Genomic DNA, 16,778 nt, shown 5'->3' with positions numbered 1-16,778 from the left:
GAAGAGTATTATTCAAAGACAAATTGATTATGGTACAGTTCGGAGTAAAAGCCTCCAAGCTTGAGTAATTCGTGATGGTTTCCTTGCTCAATAACTTCACCATCCTTAAGGACAATAATTTGATCGGCATTGAGAATGGTTTTTAAGCGGTGAGCAATTACAAAACTAGTTCTTCCAGCTACAATTGCCTCCATGGCATTTTGAATCTTACTTTCTGTTACAGTATCAACGTTTGATGTTGCCTCATCCAAGATTAAGACCTGTGGATCTGTCATCAAGGTACGGGCGATGGAAATCAACTGCTTTTGACCGGTCGAGAAGACACTCTGGTCATCATCAATCAATGTATCGTACTTATCTGGTAGGCTTTCGATGTAGTCATGGATATGCGTAGCCTTAGCAGCTGCTTCAACCATCTCCTGACTGGCATCTGGTACACCAAAACGAATATTGTCCCGAATGGTTCCGCTAAACAAAACAGAATCCTGTAGGACAATTCCTACCTTACTTCGCAAACTATCTAAATCAAACTCGCGGATATCTGTTCCATCAAAGCTGATACTACCAGCATCCACATCATAAAAACGATTGATGAGGTTCATGATGGTTGTTTTCCCTGAACCTGTCGGACCAACAACCGCAATCATTTTTCCTTTTGGAGCTGAAATGCTGACATCTTTCAAAATAGGTTTTCCTGGCAGGTAGGAGAAATCTACGTTACGAATCTCCACACCCTCTTTTAATTCGCTAAAGACTGGAGCATCTTGAGGACGAATTTCTTCTTCTGCATCAAACATTTCTTGGATACGGTCTGCACCTGTAAAGGCCAGTTGCAAACTTCCCCAACTCGCCGCTAATTGGATAATGGGTTGGTAATACTGTTGCGAAAACTGAGTAAACATGACAATCAAACCAAGTGCTGTTGCTGTCTCGATGTTCTTATCATTCAGTAATACAGCTGAACCTACAAAAATAACTACTGCTGTGTTGACCAAACTCATCCCGTTCATGACAGGAAAGAGAATTCCTGAGAACATTCTTCCCTTAAAAGTGGCTTTTCGAACCCGTTCATTTTGCTCAACAAAACCTGCAATCACATCTTCTTGAATGCCTTGAACAATAACGGCTTTCTGACCCGAAATACTCTCATCCATATAAGCATTGAGCTTCCCAACTTCTTTCTGTTGGAGATTGGTATATTTTCTTGCCAATTTCAAAATGACAATCAACATGATGACAGCTATCGGAGTGCTAGCAATCGTAATCAAAGCCAAGATCACATTTTTTGCGAACATGACAATCAACAAACCAATATAAAGTGCAATATTGGTCATAACAGACACCAGACTTTCGTTGAAAGCCTGTAGGATGTTATCCAAATCACTGGTGAAACGTGACAGGATATCACCATCTTGATGGCGGTCAAAGAAGGAAACAGTCAAGCGAGAAAGCTTGCCAAAAAGTCCCTTACGCATCTCATTTGTTGATTCGGCAATAATACGGCTCATCAAAACCATATAGATAAGACTCGACACCACGAGTACAATCAAAACATAGGCAAGATTGATTAAGAGTCCTAATAGACTTTGCCAAACCATATCAGGATTTCCGTCTTGATAGGCTATAACCAAATTAGCTAGTTCTGTGACTGTTTGACCTGCAAATACTGGAAAGAGGGCTTGGGCTACCGTTGCAATGATAATCATAGCAATGACAACGATAAAGGATATTTTGTAAATTTTAAAGTAGTTCCAAAAAAATTTAAAGGTCTTCATCCTACTCCTCCTTTCCTTTTTGCGTTTCGTAAATCTCACGATAAACTGGGTTTGTTGCGACCAAGTCAGCATGTTTTCCTTGGCCAATCAGTCGACCTTGATCAAGTACTAAAATTTTATCCGCATGCACAACAGAGCTAATCTTTTGCGCAATAATAATGGTGGTTGTTCCTTTCAAGTCCCTGTTGAGAGCTTCTTGTACCAAGCGTTCTGACTTAGCATCTAGTGCCGAAGTTGAGTCATCAAATATCAAGATTTTAGGATTGCTTACAACCCCACGCGCAATGGACATTCTTTGCTTTTGTCCACCAGAAAAGTTGGTCCCCCGTTCTTCAACCGGACTCTCAAAGGCCAAATCCATACGACTAATAAATTCACTGGCCTGGGCGATACGAGCTGCACGTTCCAGTTCTGAAACTGTCGCATCTCCCTTTCCTTGTCTGAGATTATCTGCGATCGTACCACTAAAGAGAATGGCTCTTTGTAAGACGATCGAAACTGTCTTGCGAAGAGTCCCTTCGCTAACTGTACGAATATCCTTTCCACCAATTTTGATAGAGCCTTGCTGGGGATCAAAAAGTCGTGGAATCAACTGAGCCAAGGTCGATTTGCCTGCACCGGTTGCACCGACAACCCCAACCATCTCGCCAGGCGCGATATCAAAGGAAACATCTTTTAGGATAGGCTCCTCATCATTTGGATAGGTGAAAGTTACATGTTCAAAGCTGAGACTTCCTTCTAAAACTTCATCTTCCACATTCTCAAAGGTCATAGCCGGTTCTGTATCAAGGATTTCACGGATACGACGGAGGGAAATCATGGCACGAGTAACTGAGTTCCCCAAAAATCCGACCATAACGATAGTAAAGATAATTTGACTCAGGTAGTTTACAAAGGAAGCAATGGAACCAACTACTGACGGATCTGACTCTGCCATACCTGCTACAAGCCAGATTGAGAGAAAGACAGCCCCGTATGAAATCATCATCATTACAGGTTGAACGATAGAAAAGGCGTAGCCGATATAAAGGTTTTCACTCAGTAATTCATCGGATACCTGCGTAAACTTATCAAATTGATCTTTTTCTCGAACAAAAGACTTAACCACGCGCACACCACGTAAATTTTCTTTGGCAATGGCATTGATACGCTCCAATAAGGTCTGGAATTTTGCAAATCGAGGCCCCATCATTCCCATCATAAGACCTGTCATGGCGACGATCAAAACAACCATAAGAACCAGCACCCACCACAGCGAAGGCAGAGTAACAACGGCTAATATAAAGGAACCAATAAATAAAATCGGTAGTCGAAAGAGGATTTGGAAGGTCATCATAACGACGTTTTGAATCTGGTTGATATCGTTAGTCATACGCACAACGAGGTTCCCTGCATTAAACTTCTCAATATTGGCGTATGAAAAAGTTTGAATCTTACGAAAGGCATCTTCACGTAAGTCAGACGAAACTCCTTGAGCAATGTAAGCTGCTGACACTACATTGATCCCACCTGCAACTAAACCAATCAAGGCAACAAGAATCAACCAAAAACCGATAGTATAAATAGCTTCATTATCACCCGTTAGCAGTGCCTCTAAAACCTCCTGCAAATAACGTGGTTGCAAGAGTGAACTAGTTACCATTAGACCTGTCATGACCAAGGAAGCCAGGGCCTGCCATTTATAGGCTTTTATTTTCTGAAACAGCATATTTCCCCCTTATAAGATAGACAAAAGGGGACGACAGTTCTGTCAGTCCCTTCTTATGCTTTTATGTTGATACTATTCTAACAAAAAAGAATGCTATTGTCAAAGCACTCAGCTCTCTCAAGCTTGTGCAAACACGACATTAGCATTCTATCAATCCTTTAAAAATTCTTCTAATTTAGTACTGAATTTTATTGTTCTGAACTATCTTGCTCGTCTAATTGAGCTCGTCCAATTTCACGGTAGCTACAGTCCCCAACAATCTTGACTGAAAACTGACCATCTTCGTACTCAAGAATCGTCACACTTCCGTTATCAAGACCATGTGGATGCATGCCGTTAATGAGGTAAACAATGGTACCAATAGTCATTCCATGACTGACAACGAGAGCATTTCCTCCCCCATTGGCTTCCATTTCCTTGGCAATGGCTTCAAAGCCTTCCCAGATACGACCACTTAGCTTTTCCCAGCCCTCAGCCCAGCCTGCTGTATCCACTTCTACCAGACCTTCAGCCAGCTCAGCATAGGACAAACGATGCACATGATCGACATTAAAGATACGAGGAATAATCCCCATAAATAAGTCCCCATCATAAGCACCATCAAAACTACCAAAGCACCATTCACGAATTCGCTTATCCATGCGATAAGGAATTTGCCCTGTCAAACCAAGTTCTTCAAGGATAATTCCCATTGTCTGAATGGTCCGCCCTGAGTCACTTGAATAAGCACGCTCAAAGGTTAAGCCAGACTCACGCAAACCAATTCCCAATTCGTGAATGCCTCGCTCACCTTCAGCTGTTAAAGGAGTATCACTCCATCCTTGAGCACGCCCAATCGTATTAAACATTGTTTTCCCATGACGCACTAGATACAATTTTACACTTGCCATTTTTGGTCCTCCATATGTATCTATTATAGCATGATTTCAGGTAAAAACCTCGTCCAAACTATTCTGTACTATTTCTATCAGGGGCTAATTGGGAAGACATAGCTGTCTCTTTTTTAACCTGTTCTTCTTTTTTCTCCTCACTACCTTCTTTGGTCTTGTTTTCTATCTTCTTAGACTTTTCTTCGGTCTTTTTCAAAGATGGAAAGTGAAATTCAAATTGATGTTTTCCAGTATCGACAATCGTTGTAAATCTCTTTTCGTCACTATGATAACTTGCTTTTCCTACATCAAACGACTGCTGACCACTTTCAGAATTAGCTCTTTCATAGGTTCTCTTAGCCATTGCAAAAGCAAGGAGTTTTTCTTGATTTAAGGCATAATTCTGATGAAGAGCCACTTGTCGATTCAGATAAAACTGTAACAAGAGACTAAAAATTCCAGCAATAGTAATCGCGTAAAGGAGAACTCCTGCTCTAACTTTTTTCTTTTTCCACACGGTAGACAAACTCCCTCTCTAGCCCTTTTTCGAACTGAAAATGAAAATGTAACTCCTGACCTTTTTCTTGAATACGAGCTGATTTCAGACCGTAGACTATAGGCTGGTATCCTCGGCCACTGGCATCTGTTTTCCGGAAATCATTTGTCCTTGATTTACCCATGGAAATAGGTTTACCTTCCTGTTTGAGATAAAGTCTATCATTCTCCACTTTTTCAAACTGGGCTCGATTCAGCTCTGCTTCCAGCTGATCCACAAATAAAAGCCATTCCTTCTGCTCACTTCTCTGCTGATAGTGAACTTCTGAAACCAAGAGTCGGCTCATAGCTTGAAAAAGAAGCAAGCTACCACTAATAACGATAAGGGCAACCAAGGATTCTAAAAGTGTAAAAGCTCTGACCCTACTTGTCTTGAATCGCCAGTAATTTCTCCGTTCCATGGTATACCTCCAAACCTCGCTCATTCGAGACAACATGAACCGTAAGACCGTTGACAGTCAACTGTTTTTGCCCAGTCTGCAAAGCCATTCGAGCCACTCGCAAAACTTCTTCCTGTTCTATGAGTCTTGCTTCCTGTCGTCTACTTTCTTGAATCTGTCCTAGCAAGAGGGTTGCAATACTGGCAAAAATAGCGAGTGAAATCACTGCCTCCAGTAGAATGACCGCCTTAATTTTTTGCTTCTTGAATACGTTTAATCTTTCCATTTCCTAGATATAGTTGGTAGCGAACCACTTCTTTCTTCGTTTGAAATCTCACGCTCGCCAGAGATGAATTCCCACCAGCCTTATCAAAGGTGATTGACTGAGTGGACTGCAATTGTATTCCTTTCGGAATAGCTAATTTCTGATAGCCATTGCCAATGCTTCTCTCTTCTAAAATTAAGTTCATTTTTTGTTGACTAGCCAGACTACGCTTCTGGGTTTCTCGATAAAGTTCCTCAAACTCCATAAAGAAAATTTGCTCTTCCACAGCTGCAAAAGTGGACTGGACTGAACTGGACAAACCCAAGGCAAGCAGGCTGACTATTCCTAACACCAATAAACTTTCTAACATGGTAAAAGCCCTAATCCGCAACTGTTTGACTTGTCTTTTGTTTTGCATGGTATTCTTTGTAGGCTTTGGCTTGCTCAGCAGTGATACGTCCATCTGCCTGTAATTTGCTTAGACTGGCATCTTCATTTTTATCCAGACTATAGAGTTCTGCTTGACTTTCTACCACCTTGACAACCGCTGCTTTACCCTTGTCATTGACTGCATCCTTTTGCTTAGTTAGATTTGGTACAAAAAGCAAGAGTAGGACGCTAATGATAAGCAACACCACTAACATTTCGACCAGTGTAAAAGCTTTTGCCTTCGCTTCTTTGAACTTCATCATCATTTTTTTCATCTAAAAATTCACCTCCATATTTTGATACATGGGCAGCAACATAGCTGCGTACAATAAAACGATTAGTAGGGCTACAAAAATAAATACCATGGGTTGTACTAGATTCATAGTCCGATTGACTCGGGTAAAGAAGGATTCCCACGTTTTTTCCGCATAGATTTCCAATTCGCTTCCCAACTTGGATTTAACCTCTCCATATTCAATGATTAATCCCAACTCCCTTCTAAAGAAGGGATAGATCTGAACAACCTTAGAAAATTCATGCCCATTTTGCAAAGACTGATCTAAATCGTATCCAATTTCCTTAAAAAGAGGATTCCCTTGCTCTTGCATCATCTGGAAAATCTGTGCCAACTCTAAACCTTGTCCAATCATATTGCCCCATTCTCGAGCATAATAGGCAGTTAGAAAATACTGAACAAACACACCTAGAAAGGGAATCCTAGCCAGATAAGAAAAGACCTGTATCTTCCTAGATTTCCTGTAGAATATCAGTCCTGTTAAAGATGCAAGACTTAGTGCCAGAATAAGTCCGAGAAAAATCTGTGGCAGGTTACTAATCACTAAGGTAGCTATGTTACTACTATCCAGTTGGGGCAAGAGATAATTCCGCAATCCTAGCATAATTAGCAGTAAGAAAGCTAGCAAAATAAGTGGGTAGGTCGCAACTTCAATTAACTTCTTCTTGACCTTAGCAAGATTATCCAAATATTCTTCAATTTTCCCCAAACTCAAATGGAGATTTCCATGAACTTCAGCCAATGAAAGTTGAGTGACAATCGCACTCGAAAAACCTAAATTCCCCATCATTTCCGAGAAAGATTTTCCTTTCGATAGTCCTAGGCGCATCTGTGAAACATATTCCTTCTCCAACAAAAGACTTCTATCAAGAAAGGAAATGATTTCTACCAAGTGAAAACCACTCGAAAACAAATTGTTAAAGAGAGTGATAATTTTCTTCTGCTTACTGGTAGCTAATTTTCTCCGTTTCAGCTTGAAGGGCAGTGATATGTCCGTCTTTAAGAAGCTGATCAATGTGCTCATTCCACTTTTCTGCCTGGTGTTCTGAATATTTTTGGTTTGCAAAATCAATAATTCCTCCTCCCCCGATTAGTCTCTGGTAGCAAACACCTTGTAAAACAACTGCGAGTTCATCTTCACTGACACCCAGTTCTAAAAGACGCTCATAGACCCCACGAATACTCTTTGCATGTATGGTCGAAAACACTGTAGCTCCCGTTAAGCTAGCTCTTACAACAGCACGGGCTGTTTCGCTATCTCGAATTTCCCCAATGATTAAAAGATCTGGGCGGTGCCGCAAAGAAAGTTTTATCAAGTTTTCATAACTCAGTCCAATAGCTTCATTGAGTTGTAATTGCAGCATCTCTTCTTGCTTAATCTCGACTGGGTCCTCAATGGACATGACTTGTTGTCCCTTAAACAATGACTTAGCTAATTCATGCATTAAGGTAGTTTTACCACTTCCTACAGGTCCTGCAAATAGATAAAGGCCGCGTTGCCTAAAGCCCTTTTCCAGTTCCTTAAGGTCTTGAAACCAGAAGTGCAACTCTTGTTCTTCATCGTGCAAAAGGCGAATAACTAAACTCTCATGACCACGATAATCTCCTACCGTCGATAAGCGTAGTGAAGAAACCTTGCCATCATGCTGATAATCACAGGAACCCAGTTGACTACGACGCTTTTCTCCAACATTCATCCCCGCAATAAATTTAAAGTGACTAATCACTGCGCCCAACTTTTCAAAGTCATAGCTATTAATCAAACGCCTTTCATCACCTATTCGCATATGCAACTCATAACCCTTGTCCTTGGGAATAAAATAGATATCCTGAGCTCCATCCTTTTTTGCGAGACTAATCAATTCTTGTGCAAGTGCTTGTACCATATTCCCTCCTCAGTTAATTATTCGAAGAAAATACAAAAAAAAGAACAACTTTATTAAAAAGTTGTTCCATCTTTTTTGATGCGACACGTTCGGTGGATTTCTAAACCAGTTTGTTTTTCGTAACCCGGTCTGAATTTTTCGTCTGGTATAACTTGACCATCTTCCAGTAAAGCTAACGAATGATACTGTTGCAGAAACTCATCACATTCCTCACACCAACGCTTATCCTCCGGATTCCAAAATATGGTCATTAAGTCTCCTCGACTCTTATATAGAGGAATTTTCTTTTCCAGTTCAAACCAGCAAGATTTATAATACTTCAAAGCGTCATAGTAGTTTTCGAATTTCTTACTACTAATGACGTCTTCTTCCCATCCTTCTATGAACCACCAAGGTTCAAAATCCCCGTACATTTCTATAACTCGATACATAGTTTCATTTCCTTTGTATCGTCTATTATAGCGAAATTTTAAGTACAAAGAAAGAAATTTGCTCGTTTTCAGTAACTACCTTAAGGACTTTCTCTTTAATCAAGTCACACAATAAAATGCAGCTAACGAAAAAGCAGCAACTAAAACTAGTCACTGCTTTATGTTTCTAAGCTTGATAACGTTTTTCCCCATCGAGATAAGTTGCTACCAATTCCAAATCTTTATCAAGAACGATAAAATCAGCTTCGTAACCTTCACGGATTTGTCCACATACATCATCAATGTGAACAGATTTTGCAGGATTGAGACTTGCCATCATGACAGCTTCATGAGGATTTGCAATACCCCATTCAACAACATTTTTCAAACCATCTTTAAGTTTGAGAATAGAACCTGCTAAGTTCCCTGTAGATTTAAGACGAGCAGTCCCATCCGCAACTACAACTGGGAATTCTCCCAACATATAGTCACCATCTTGTAAACCACCAGCTGTCATACAGTCTGTAATAAGAGCAATATTTTCAGTACCCTTTTGTTTAAGAAGAATGTCACAAGCCTTAGGATCCACATGATGACCATCGCAAATCAACTCTGCGTAAGTATGAGGCAATTCATACATGGCACCAACCATCCCAAGTTCACGATGAGTCAAACCACGCATACCGTTATAAGCATGTACCCATACACTTGCTCCAGCATCAACAGCTTTTTTAGCTTCATCAAATGTTGCATTAGAGTGACCAAGAGCAACCGTTACACCTTCTCCAGTAATAGTACGAACAAAGTCTTCTACACCTTCACGTTCTGGAGCAAGCGCAATCTTATTAAGAAGGCCATTAGCAGCCTTCTGCCAAGCACGAAACTCATCCATTCGAGGATCCTTCATGTAAGCTGGATTTTGAGCTCCCTTATACTTTTCAGTAAAATAAGGACCTTCAAAATAAATACCACGAATCTTAGCACCAGTAGCTTCTTGGTAACGAGCCCCAATGTTCTCAGTTACTGCTAATAACTGCTCATATGAAGAGGTCAAAGTTGTTGGTAAAAAGCTTGTAACACCAGTACTAAGAAGCCCTTCACTCATAGTATGAAGCGTACCTTCAATATTATTGTCCATAACATCGACACCACCAAAACCATGAATATGAGTATCCACAAGACCAGGTGCAATACTATAACCACTATAGTCAATAATTTCAGCACCTTCAGCTACTTGATCTACATGCTTACCAAATTTTCCATCAATAAGTTCTAAGTAACCACCGCGACGAACACCATGAGGATAGAAAAATTGATCAGCTTTAATATATTTAGGCATAATGATAACCTCCGTATACAATTTTCTAATATTTATTATGTCAATTACATTATAAACCTTTATAAGTAATTTGTAAATGGTATAGACCTATCATAGTTAAAAATAATGTGAAATAATTGAAGATTTAGTAAAAATAAAGTAAAAAATGTTTACTAGATAAAAATAATTATTTAAAAAAATAGTAATTTTAAGTAACTCTGAGAGAAAAATTGGAGGAAAAATAAAAAAGGCAAGGTCCGAAAACCTTGTCTTTAATACTATACCGGCGGCCGGGGTCGAACCGGCACGTCCTTGCGGACACTGGATTTTGAGTTCTATGAATACATTTTTTAAATCTTATAACCTTGATTTAATAGGGTTTTAGGACTTTTGAATCTTGCAAAATAGACTCATTTTTCAAATTTTTGTAACTTTTTGGTAACCCCGTTAAAGACACGGACTCATGCCCCAGATAAAGACAATACAAATTAGATTACGTCTATCTATTTACTTACCTTTTATTTGCTTTAATTCCTTTATCTCTTTTAGAATACTAAAAATATAGAAACTAAATAGAACTATATCTAGGAAATCAAACAAAAAGAAGCTTCTTTCCCCTAACAAGGAGGATATGGAACGTTATGTAGTTATCTTGTTTAAAGATTATAATTTCGTAAGTCGTTCTACCACACTCAACTTCCTCATAGTCATCCGAATTCCAAATTTCTTTTCAAGATAATTTGTGTTTAAACGTTTTTTTCGAGCATCACGTGGTAAATATAGGTAACAGCACTCGTGACCACCATAGAACTCTTCATCTCCAAAATTCTCTCTACTAAGTTCTGTTAGAGTACTTTCGGGAATCTCTTCGTTAGTAAAAACTAGATGAATACGAGAACTATCATAAGTATTATCAAATGGGTTTTCTTGAATAGCAATCTCTAATTGATTAATTTCTTTGATAATTATTGATAAATCAGCTCCAATTTTATCCAAAATCGTATCATGAACTAACTTTCTGATTTCTTCGTCAGATAACTCTGATTCTAACAGTATATTCCCACTCTGAATATATGTTTGAACATTTAAAAAACCAACTTCTGTTAGGATTTCTACTAAATAAGACATTTTGGGAATTCTATTGGTACCTGTTGGTGTTACTCCGCGAAGAAGAATAATCTTTTTCATACTAATGTCCTTGTGCATCATTTTCTAAAGAGTTCATCATTTCAAAATAATAATGAGCATCCCCCGTTGAAAAATAATTAAACCATGCTTCTACTGTAGATTTTGAATATAGGCCTAACTCCTCGACAATGAGCTTAGTCCATGATAAAGATCCGGCTGAGCTAGCGGTAATAAGCTTTCCATCTTGAACTGCAATCTCATCTTTATAATAATCCTGCCCTCGATAATGTTGGCTCATCTGGGTTAAAAAGAATGAAGCATTACTTGTATGATATCGATTATCTAAAATTCCTTTTTCAGCTAATCCCAAAGTAGCGCCACAAATAGCTCCAACTAAAATATTTTCTTGCAATAGTTTAGAGGCTACTTCTAAAACATCATCTTGCTCATTATCCAACCAAGTATCACCTCCAATAAGCACTAGCGCAGCTGCATTTGCAGTATCTAAATCATATAGATTAACATCTGGAACAATTGTCATGCCTCCAGCAGTTTTTATAGACTTTTTCCCTTTAGAAACTGTTACTAATTTTACTTTAGCTTCTCCTAACATTGACTGTAAGCTTAGCGCCTGCATTAAATAGCCGTGTTCGAAATCAGCCATAGTATCTTGAATATACATATAAATATTTTTCATCATTCTTACTCCTCTTTGATAAATGATCGAACTATTAATTGTTTTTATTGTATCATATTTTATGTTTCGCTGTAATACCAATATTTTTTACTTCATCAGTAAAATAGCGATTTTTAGACATTAAACAACCTACGGAGGCTCACCGTAGGTTTGTATTTATGTTATCAACTTATGCAACGTTTCAACCACTTGTCCTCAATATCACTGTGCTCCCGTTTAAAAGCAGAGTGAAGAATTATGACAAATAGTACCAACACCTAGAATGAATTTAGATCCTAAAAACAAATCATCAATCTGCATTAAAATAATCATGAACCTCTTTAAAAAGGGTATGCAATATTTCTTGCTCTTCTTCATCTAAATTATTTTCAGAGACTAGCTCATCCAAATACTTAGGTAGAGTAGAATGGTTTTTAATTCCATTCATGACAATTGCAAATTTCAGATCATCTAGTTCAGTTTTATTAAACTCTTTTAGCTTCTTCAAATCAATTCTAGTGATTGGATGTGGGACAACATCTAGAGTACTGTAAATGGTTTTTCCTAATAAGTAATCTGTTGTGGTATCAAATAATTTTGCTAATTTGACAACGGCTTCTAAACTAGGCTCCAAAGTTCCATTTTCCCAACGAGAATAAGTGCCTTGTTGTACATCAATCATCTCGGAAACTTGTACCTGAGTTAATTTCTTACTCTTTCTCAGTTCCTTAAGACGATCTCCAAAAGAATTATTATTAAACATTGTTTCCTCTTCAATATTCGATTCTGTATATTTTAGCTTGACAAAATATTCTAAACGGTATAAAATAGAATTATTCCATAAGGAATATTTATTTTGAGATTAAATATTCCATTGAGAATATTATAGCATAAAAGGAGGTAAAAGCGTATGTAATTAGTAGTCGATTTAAAAAATTTTAATAAAGGAGGTAAGATTCGACAAAATAAAAAAATCTTGAAACAAATGTGCCGTTCGTTCCAAGATCAAAACATATTATGTAACAATTATACCACAGAAAACTCCTCAGTTGCACAAGAAAATTTCGGAGGTTTCACAAAAAGATGACCAATAAAGAGTTAGTCAATCAAATTTCTGGCCTAAACTCTACCTCTACTCTTAAAAATTGGATCCAACTGATTAAAGAGATAAGTGGCAAGGAATTTAAGAAAATTAAAATTCCTATCAGTAGAAATCCAAGAACTCATCAATTAAGTTACACAGTTGCCTATGACTTTACAAACGAAGACCTTAGACAATTTCAAAAGTTAGCTAACCTAAAACTTGAAATAGGTCTAAAAGAGGCTATACAAGCCGTATTTGGGAGCCTAGCAGACAATGAGCACGAATCCCTAAACCAAGTAATAGATGAGCTCTACGATGAACTGAGCGCCTTAAAACAGGAATTTAAGCGAGAAATACGACTGATAAAAAATGAGAATGCCAGTCTAAAAAAGAAAATCCAAGATATTGAAGAGTCGATGCAAACCGGCTTACTAGGGTTTGTTCAGAAGAGGTCAAAAAATAGGTTCGGCTAATAGCGAGTTTTCGGCTGAGCCATGAGGCAGAAAGCTGAAAATGAGCGTAGATGCGGACGGACCATTTTTGACCGATAGGGTGTGTAGTAACACCACCCTCTGCAAGTTAGGTGTATCATCGAAAGAATTCAGTATTATCAAGGGTTTTAGAGATTTTATGGGTGGCAAAATTAGGCAAAAAGTTGAATCAAAATCTATGGCAAAAAATGAACATTTACGTTCTGTATTTGACTGGATTCAAATTCAGTTTGATAAGACTGAATTTTCGCCAAGAGAAATAATCGAAGACATTCTATTTCTTGATTATGACCTATTTATTGAGAATAAAGGGAGCCTTAAATACTATAACTATGATAGCCAGCTTCATCATGGAAATATCCGTATCTACCATGGAGCGAAAGAGTCGTCCTACATGCTTGTCATGTCAGGACAGGCACTCGAGTTCTTTAGAGATATGGTATTAGATCCAAATAGTCTGTCCGAAAGACAGTTTCTGAACAACCTCTACTACAATTACAATCAATTTTCAGTAAGACGAATTGATATTGCAATAGATGATTTTAATGAAACACCCTATTTCACTCCTAATCAGCTTCTAAAGATTTGTCAGAAGAAACGCTTTATATATGGAAAAAGCACCTACTACAATACCTACGGAGATGAAACAATCGGCCAGACCTTATATTTGAGAAAACCCAATGATGATGAAAGACTTAGAATTTACGATAAACGTTTAGAACGAGCTGAGAAGCTCGGTATCAGCAAGCGTTATATAGAAAATTGGATAAGAACGGAGTTAGAACTTAGGAAAGAAAAAGCTCACTACTTCATTCAAGAATGGTTGCATTCAGAAATAGATCTTCTCAACTTTACCAAGGGATATCTCAAAGAAAAAGTGAGGTTCTATAGTGATAGTCACTTCTCAAAACCTTTGAGAACTTGGGAAAAGTTTTTAGGTCACTCAAAACCTGTCTCTATCATTATTTCAAAACCAAAAACAGAACTAGAACAAAAATTAGAATGGTTTACCTATAAAGGTTCTGGAGCTATTCTAAAAGCGTATAAATTTCTATACGACAATAACTTACTGCATGAGTATGAGAAATCTAACTATCTCGCACTCAACAATATGGAATATCCACCAGATTTAGCAAGTGGATTAATAGAAAGGGCAATTCTCTTTAAAAGAGAAGATTTAATCCCTACAATCAAAGAAAATATTAAAAGGAGAAATTAATTATGGCAAAAATGCTTTCACAAAATGACTGGAATTTTAATAACATTGGAACAAAATTTGAATTGGATGAAGTTATTCCAAAATTTGAAACGGAAGTCCGAGCAGATGCAAACGGAGAAATTATCAAAAACCGAGATGGTAGCGAAAGACGTTTTAATACCGATAAAATCATTGGTTGGAAATACAATGTAACAATCAAGGATGGACAATTCAAAAAGAAATCAACCCAAGTCTCTGTAGACAATCCAGAAGCATTAGTTGATAATGACTATATCCAAGCAATGGATGAAGTACCAGTAACATTTGACAATTTACAAGCTACTATGATTAGTTCGACAATGTATTACAAGGCGGATGCTATCCATTTAGTAGATGTAAAACAAAAATAAGTATTAGACAAGGGGAGTTAATCCTCCCCTTACTTAATCTAATTAGAAAAGGAGATCACATGATTAAAACAGTAACAAAAGATGACCTTATCGAACTTGGATTTGCTCCAGGAACTGCAAGAAAGATTATCCATACTGGCAAATTACTATTAGTGAATCGTGGTTTTAATATCTACGATAACAAACGGATTGGTACAATTCCAGCCAGTGTCGCTGAAGAACTACTAGGAATTGAACTCCAGAAAGAAGCATAATGAATGACTATTCGTAAAACTAAAAATGGTAAATGGACTGTTGATGTTTCTAATGGTTTCCACCCAGTCACACAAAAAAGAATACGTATCATTCGAAAAGGATTAAAATCTAAAAAGGAAGCACTAGAACTAGAACAACATATTCGAGTTGTAGAATTAAAAGAAAAACAATTTGACTTTGTAGTAACAACAGATATGTTATTCCAGTTGCTTGAAGAAGACGATTTGAAAAATGGCAGAAAAATAAGCTATACAAGTACACAAAGAAACAATTATGAGCGTCATATTAAACCATATTTTAAAAATACAAATTTAAATAAATTAACGTATGACCATATATTCGAATTTCGTGAATACCTAAAAACAAAACCTAAAAAACAAAATGAAAATGAAACTTTAAGTTATAATACAATTAATAAAGTTCTAATTCTACTTAAAAAAATTTTTGACACTGGTATAAGAAAATCCCTTATTGATAAAAATCCTGTTGAGAATCTGAGAAAATTACCAATTAGGAAGCCTAATATCAAATTTTGGAGTATAGAAGAATTCACGAGATTTAGAGAACTTATTCAAGATGATGAAACAAGCTATGACCTGTTTTTCGTAATTGCTTTCTTTACTGGGATGAGAATGGGAGAAATACTCGCATTGAACTGGAATGATATAAATCTTTTAACAAATACAATTTTCGTTACCAAAACGGTATACTTTGTAAATAATACAAGCTACATTAATACAACAAAAACACGATCAGGAACTAGAAATATTACAATCAATCAGAAATTAACGGAAATGCTAAAAGATTGGAAAGAAAAACAAAAAGAAAAACTTAAGGAATTTACCAAAAATATTGACGGACTACAAATAATACAGAGTACACCAATAACTATTACAAAAAATATGATTGATAAGAAGTTTAAGCAAATACTAGAAAGGGATAAAGATTTAAAGAGAATAAGAATTCATGATTTAAGACACTCTCATGCATCATTACTTATAAATCAAGGGGAAGATTATCTTGTTGTTAAAGAAAGATTAGGACACGCATCTATTACGACAACAATTGATACTTATTCCCATTTGTACCCTAGCAAACAGAAAACATTGGCTAATAAACTTGATGATTTATTTTAAAATGGAAAAAATTGGTAACTCGACAAACAACAAAGAAAAAAAGACAAGGTCCGAAAACCTTGTCTTTTAAACTATACCGGCGGCCGGGGTCGAACCGGCACGTCCTTGCGGACACTGGATTTTGAGTCCAGCGCGTCTGCCAATTCCGCCACGCCGGCAAATAGTAACTGGGGTAGCTGGATTCGAACCAACGCATGAGGGAGTCAAAGTCCCTTGCCTTACCGCTTGGCTATACCCCAATAATATAAAATAGGCGAGTGATGGGGATCGAACCCACGCATGCCAGAGCCACAATCTGGTGTGTTAACCACTTCACCACACCCGCCATACTATTAAACACGGGCAGTAGGAATTGAACCCACACTGAAGGTTTTGGAGACCTTAGTTCTACCTTTAAACTATGCCCGTAGAGGATGGAAGGGGAGGGATTCGAACCCCCGAACCCGAAGGAGCGGATTTACAGTCCGCCGCGTTTAGCCTCTTCGCTACCCTTCCGTATGATTTTAAAAA

20 protein-coding genes and 5 tRNA genes are annotated in these 16,778 nt (G+C 37.6%); 5 read left to right on the top strand and 20 right to left on the bottom strand.

Annotation, left to right across the window (positions count from 1 at the left end; genetic code table 11):
- Positions 1-8: 8 nt before the first annotated feature.
- The 15 genes from AC3E9F_RS00125 to AC3E9F_RS00055 form a co-directional block, all read right to left on the bottom strand.
- Positions 9-1,775: an ABC transporter ATP-binding protein gene (locus AC3E9F_RS00125; protein ID WP_490672655.1), complete on the bottom strand. Its 1,767-nt coding sequence runs from the start codon at positions 1,773-1,775 to the stop codon at positions 9-11.
- A 1-nt stretch (position 1,776) separates the two neighbouring features.
- The gene (locus tag AC3E9F_RS00120; protein ID WP_490672654.1) at positions 1,777-3,483 is read right to left on the bottom strand and encodes an ABC transporter ATP-binding protein; all 1,707 of its coding nucleotides are present in this window, start codon (positions 3,481-3,483) and stop codon (positions 1,777-1,779) included.
- Positions 3,484-3,671: 188 nt separating this feature from the next.
- Positions 3,672-4,373 (bottom strand): histidine phosphatase family protein, encoded by a 702-nt coding sequence (locus AC3E9F_RS00115; RefSeq protein WP_490672653.1) that lies wholly within the window; start codon positions 4,371-4,373, stop codon positions 3,672-3,674.
- Positions 4,374-4,431: 58 nt separating this feature from the next.
- A complete protein-coding gene (gene comGG, locus AC3E9F_RS00110; protein ID WP_490672652.1) occupies positions 4,432-4,869 on the bottom strand; it encodes a competence type IV pilus minor pilin ComGG in 438 nt (145 codons plus the stop codon).
- Positions 4,847-5,308: a competence type IV pilus minor pilin ComGF gene (gene comGF, locus AC3E9F_RS00105; RefSeq protein ID WP_490672651.1), complete on the bottom strand. Its 462-nt coding sequence runs from the start codon at positions 5,306-5,308 to the stop codon at positions 4,847-4,849. Before comGF ends, comGG begins: the two co-directional genes overlap by 23 nt.
- Positions 5,271-5,573, bottom strand: coding sequence for a competence type IV pilus minor pilin ComGE (comGE, locus tag AC3E9F_RS00100; protein ID WP_485733298.1), 303 nt, complete (start codon positions 5,571-5,573; stop codon positions 5,271-5,273). The genes comGF and comGE overlap by 38 nt, the downstream gene beginning before the upstream one ends.
- Positions 5,536-5,970, bottom strand: a complete 435-nt coding sequence (gene comGD / locus AC3E9F_RS00095; RefSeq protein ID WP_490672650.1) for a competence type IV pilus minor pilin ComGD — start codon at positions 5,968-5,970, stop codon at positions 5,536-5,538. Before comGD ends, comGE begins: the two co-directional genes overlap by 38 nt.
- Positions 5,933-6,256 (bottom strand): competence type IV pilus major pilin ComGC, encoded by a 324-nt coding sequence (gene comGC / locus AC3E9F_RS00090; protein ID WP_490672649.1) that lies wholly within the window; start codon positions 6,254-6,256, stop codon positions 5,933-5,935. Before comGC ends, comGD begins: the two co-directional genes overlap by 38 nt.
- Positions 6,257-7,300, bottom strand: a complete 1,044-nt coding sequence (comGB, locus tag AC3E9F_RS00085) for a competence type IV pilus assembly protein ComGB (protein ID WP_490672648.1) — start codon at positions 7,298-7,300, stop codon at positions 6,257-6,259.
- Positions 7,221-8,162: a competence type IV pilus ATPase ComGA gene (comGA, locus tag AC3E9F_RS00080; RefSeq protein ID WP_004251547.1), complete on the bottom strand. Its 942-nt coding sequence runs from the start codon at positions 8,160-8,162 to the stop codon at positions 7,221-7,223. The genes comGB and comGA overlap by 80 nt, the downstream gene beginning before the upstream one ends.
- Positions 8,163-8,215: 53 nt before the next feature.
- Complete coding sequence (locus tag AC3E9F_RS00075) at positions 8,216-8,593, bottom strand: DUF1033 family protein (RefSeq protein ID WP_036752150.1); 378 nt, start codon at positions 8,591-8,593, stop codon at positions 8,216-8,218.
- Between the two features lie 166 nt (positions 8,594-8,759).
- A complete protein-coding gene (nagA, locus tag AC3E9F_RS00070) occupies positions 8,760-9,911 on the bottom strand; it encodes an N-acetylglucosamine-6-phosphate deacetylase (RefSeq protein WP_490672647.1) in 1,152 nt (383 codons plus the stop codon).
- Positions 9,912-10,553: 642 nt separating this feature from the next.
- Positions 10,554-11,078, bottom strand: a complete 525-nt coding sequence (locus tag AC3E9F_RS00065) for a DUF1697 domain-containing protein (RefSeq protein WP_061853397.1) — start codon at positions 11,076-11,078, stop codon at positions 10,554-10,556.
- 1 nt (position 11,079) lies between these two features.
- Positions 11,080-11,715, bottom strand: coding sequence for a DJ-1/PfpI family protein (locus tag AC3E9F_RS00060; RefSeq protein ID WP_485780331.1), 636 nt, complete (start codon positions 11,713-11,715; stop codon positions 11,080-11,082).
- Positions 11,716-12,004: 289 nt separating this feature from the next.
- On the bottom strand, positions 12,005-12,457 hold the full coding sequence (locus AC3E9F_RS00055; protein WP_490672646.1) for a helix-turn-helix domain-containing protein: 453 nt from the start codon (positions 12,455-12,457) through the stop codon (positions 12,005-12,007).
- Positions 12,458-12,777: 320 nt separating this feature from the next.
- Here AC3E9F_RS00055 and AC3E9F_RS00050 point away from each other — a divergent pair, with 320 nt between their 5' ends.
- From AC3E9F_RS00050 to AC3E9F_RS00030, 5 genes are read left to right on the top strand one after another with little or no spacing between them, the layout of a single operon-like run.
- Positions 12,778-13,251 carry a hypothetical protein gene (locus tag AC3E9F_RS00050; protein ID WP_037599776.1) on the top strand — a complete coding sequence of 158 codons (474 nt, stop codon included), beginning with the start codon at positions 12,778-12,780 and terminating at the stop codon, positions 13,249-13,251.
- A 40-nt stretch (positions 13,252-13,291) separates the two neighbouring features.
- On the top strand, positions 13,292-14,488 hold the full coding sequence (locus AC3E9F_RS00045; protein ID WP_490672645.1) for a replication initiation factor domain-containing protein: 1,197 nt from the start codon (positions 13,292-13,294) through the stop codon (positions 14,486-14,488).
- Between the two features lie 2 nt (positions 14,489-14,490).
- Complete coding sequence (locus tag AC3E9F_RS00040) at positions 14,491-14,877, top strand: hypothetical protein (protein ID WP_006595173.1); 387 nt, start codon at positions 14,491-14,493, stop codon at positions 14,875-14,877.
- 59 nt (positions 14,878-14,936) lie between these two features.
- Entirely contained in the window at positions 14,937-15,131 is a 195-nt protein-coding gene (locus AC3E9F_RS00035; protein WP_000598356.1) for a DUF3173 domain-containing protein, read from the top strand.
- A gap of 3 nt (positions 15,132-15,134) precedes the next feature.
- On the top strand, positions 15,135-16,268 hold the full coding sequence (locus AC3E9F_RS00030; RefSeq protein ID WP_023027531.1) for a tyrosine-type recombinase/integrase: 1,134 nt from the start codon (positions 15,135-15,137) through the stop codon (positions 16,266-16,268).
- A gap of 74 nt (positions 16,269-16,342) precedes the next feature.
- Here AC3E9F_RS00030 and AC3E9F_RS00025 read toward each other — a convergent pair.
- From AC3E9F_RS00025 to AC3E9F_RS00005, 5 genes are all read right to left on the bottom strand, one after another.
- Positions 16,343-16,426: transfer RNA gene (locus AC3E9F_RS00025), tRNA-Leu, on the bottom strand.
- A 9-nt stretch (positions 16,427-16,435) separates the two neighbouring features.
- Positions 16,436-16,507: transfer RNA gene (locus AC3E9F_RS00020), tRNA-Gln, on the bottom strand.
- Positions 16,508-16,520: 13 nt separating this feature from the next.
- Positions 16,521-16,593, bottom strand: a tRNA-His gene (locus tag AC3E9F_RS00015).
- Positions 16,594-16,605: 12 nt separating this feature from the next.
- Positions 16,606-16,676: transfer RNA gene (locus tag AC3E9F_RS00010), tRNA-Trp, on the bottom strand.
- Between the two features lie 6 nt (positions 16,677-16,682).
- A tRNA-Tyr gene (locus AC3E9F_RS00005) sits at positions 16,683-16,763 on the bottom strand.
- Between the last annotated feature and the right edge of the window lie 15 nt (positions 16,764-16,778).

The organism is Streptococcus sp. SCPM-O-B-15277 (M60), assembly GCF_058200335.1.
The sequence above is the reverse complement of the archived record's forward strand: the minus strand, read 5'-3'. Positions and strand labels throughout refer to the sequence as shown.